We start from the raw sequence: 2,994 nt of genomic DNA on the forward strand, positions 1-2,994 counted from the left end.
TCGGTGCTCCAGAATGCGCTCCCGCCTGAAAATCCTCACCCCCCGCTGGCTATGCCAGCTGGGTTTTTGTTTTTTCCAGACCCCTTACAAGAGCGAGCTCTTGACGGTTTCTGAAAAAAACAAAACCCCACTCTCTTTCGAGAGCGGGGTTCGCGCTTTAAGTGACCACGACTGGAGTCGAACCAGCACGTCCAGAGGACACTACCCCCTCAAGGTAGCGCGTCTACCAATTCCGCCACGTGGCCTGGAATAAGCGGCACAAATATAACCCCCTTTTTCCCTCCTTGCCAAACCTTTTTAAAGGAATTCTGCGAAAGTTGGCGGGTTCGGCCTTTTGGTTGCCAAAAACAGTGCTTTTCGATTCAGGGGGAACCGGGTTATTTGGTAATTTCACCTGCGATAATCACTTGCCACCCCTAATTATTAATTAAAACAGGGAAACTGCCAGGCGGCAGGTTGCCTCAGGCGCATTATGGAAAAACACCCTACCCCGGAAAAACAGCAATCCCGGTACCGCCATCGGGATATCGACTGGTTGCGGTTTAACGAGCGCGTATTACAGGAAGCGGAAGACCCGGATGTACCCGTATTTGAGAGGCTGCGGTTCCTGGCTATTTTTTCGTCCAACCTCGACGAATTCTTTCGTGTCCGCGTCTCCAAGTTGCGCCAGCTGAAGCAAGTGGATAAACACCTGCGCAAACGACTTTCCATGCGCCCCAACAAAACCCTGAAGGCTATCCTTTCCGAGGTGCACCGCCAACAGGAGGCGTTCGGGAGGATCTACCGGGAGTCAATTCTACCGGCCCTGGAGGAGCGTGATGTTTACCTGGTGGACCACCGCGAGCTTTCGCCCGGGGACCGGGAATGGGCGGGGCAATTCTTTTGGGAGGAGATCGCCGGCGATTTCCATATGAAACTCAGTCCGTCGGGCGGGAAGCCTTTCCTCGGGGATGGCGATTCCTACCTGGTCCTGCGCGACCCGGATTCGGCTCAGTGGCTCTATTTCCCTGCTACCACAGCGTTTCCCAAACGCTTTGTGCCGCTGCCGGGCTCAGGCGTATATCGCTTCCAAATCCTGGAAGACCTGTTAAAACTTGTATTATCCGGGCTATCCGGCCTGGAAGCTGATCCCGATGGGATATACAGCATAAAAATATCCCGGGATGCCGAATTGTACCTGGATGAAGATGGGGTGGAGCAATCCCTGGTGGAGGAAATCCAACGGTCCCTGAAAAAACGATCCCGGGGTCAGCCTACCCGATTGCTTTATGACGCGCGCATGCCGGATATACTCGTGAAGTCGCTCCGCCGGGACCTGGGCCTGGGCCGGCTCGATCTGGTTCCCGGGGGCCAATACCACAATTTCAGTGATTTCATGAATTTCCCGAACCCGGCCGGGGATTCCCTGGAGTACAGGCCAATGCCCCCATTGCGGCACCCGCAGTTTGCTCCGGGCAGCAACCTGTTTGAAGTACTAGACCGGGAAGATGTGCTGATCCACTTCCCCTACCAGGACTTTGGACAGATAATCAGCTGGGTGGAGCAGGCCGCGGCAGACCCCCGGGTGCGCAGTATCGATATTTCGCTCTACCGCATCGCTTCGGAATCCCGGTTGGCCAGGGCCTTGATTGAGGCCACCCGACGCGGCGTGGCGGTCAGCATTTTTGTGGAGGCCAAGGCCCGGTTTGACGAGGAGAACAACCTGGAGTGGGGAAAGGCCTTTGAAAAGCACGGGGCCCGGGTAATATATAGTTTTCCCAACCTCAAGGTGCACTCCAAGGTATTGCTGATTTCACGGGAATCGAATGGTTCCCACCGCAGGTATGGCTATTTCGGCACCGGGAATTTCAATGAGAAAACTGCCAGGATCTATGCGGACCACGCCCTGTTGACAGCCCGGGAAGACCTGACATCCGACCTGGAGGCCGTTTTTAATTTCCTCAAGGATACCCGGCGGGAGCCCGTCCTGAAAAAATTGTTGGTTTCCCCCTTCAATACCCGGGCGAAATTTACCGAAATGGTCCGTCGGGAGATCCGGAATGCCGCCGATGGACTGCCAGCCGGCATCACGGCAAAAATGAACAGCCTGGAGGATCGCGGGATGATTGACCTGTTGTACGAGGCCAGCGCAGCCGGCGTGCCGGTTCGATTGCTCGTCCGGGGGTTTTGCTGCTTGTTGCCCGGGGTGCCGGGGCTGAGTGACCAGATCTTCGTGACGAGCGTGGTGGATCGGTTTCTGGAACACGGGCGGATATATCGCTTCGAAAATGGCGGCAACCCCAGGCTCTATATGGGGAGTGCGGATTGGATGACCCGCAACCTGGACCGTCGCGTGGAAGTCCTCGTGCCAGTCCATTCCACCGGGGTATTCGAAGAATTGAACCGGGTACTGGAAATCCAGCTCGCCGATAACGTCAAGGCGCGTATCCAGGATGCCGACGGCAAAAACCCCTATCGGCCCCCCAAGCCCGGGGAGCCGCTGGTCCGCTCACAATACGCCATCTACAACATGCTTGGGGAGCTGTGAAGATCAAGTGAATTTTTTGTATAATTATTCCAAACAGGCTGAAAGCATTCATGGAATTCATCGATTACTACAAAGTCCTCGGGGTGGACAAGAAGGCCAGCGAAAGCGAGATCAAAAAGGCCTACCGGAAACTCGCCCGGAAATACCACCCGGACCTGAACCCCGACGATGCCGGTTCCGAGATCAAATTCAAACAAGTCAACGAGGCGCACGAAGTCCTCAGCGATCCTGAGAAACGCAAGAAATACGATAAGTACGGCAAGGACTGGCAGCACGCCGAGGAGTTTGAAAAGGCCCGGAAGGCGAGGGGGAGCCGGAGCGGCCCGCAAAGCGGCGAACCGTTTGGGGGAGACCCTTTTGGGGGCTATACCTACAGCGGGGGCGACCCCAACGATTTTTCGGATTTTTTCGAGTCCATGTTTGGTGGATTCCGGGGGGAAGGGCCATCCGCCGGGAGGGGTTTCCGG

At 56.0% G+C, this 2,994-nt stretch carries 2 protein-coding genes and 1 tRNA gene; 2 read left to right on the forward strand and 1 reads right to left on the reverse strand.

Features of this window, described 5'->3' with window-relative positions:
* Window positions 1-162 precede the first annotated feature (162 nt).
* Window positions 163-245: transfer RNA gene (locus AC3DKS_RS12205), tRNA-Leu, on the reverse strand.
* Window positions 246-472: 227 nt separating this feature from the next.
* On the opposite strand from AC3DKS_RS12205, the gene ppk1 reads away from it, so the two are divergent.
* Complete coding sequence (ppk1, locus tag AC3DKS_RS12210) at window positions 473-2,527, forward strand: polyphosphate kinase 1 (protein WP_015754342.1); 2,055 nt, start codon at window positions 473-475, stop codon at window positions 2,525-2,527.
* Window positions 2,528-2,577: 50 nt separating this feature from the next.
* A partial coding sequence (locus AC3DKS_RS12215; RefSeq protein WP_474731815.1) for a DnaJ domain-containing protein occupies window positions 2,578-2,994 on the forward strand: 417 nt, incomplete at its 3' end.

The sequence above is a fragment of the Robiginitalea sp. genome (genome assembly GCF_982776155.1).

Excerpts from the sequence above, each read along its gene's own strand:
- ppk1 (WP_015754342.1), top strand. The coding sequence starts at position 473 with ATGGAAAAACACCCTACCCCGGAAAAACAGCAATCCCGGTACCGCCAT.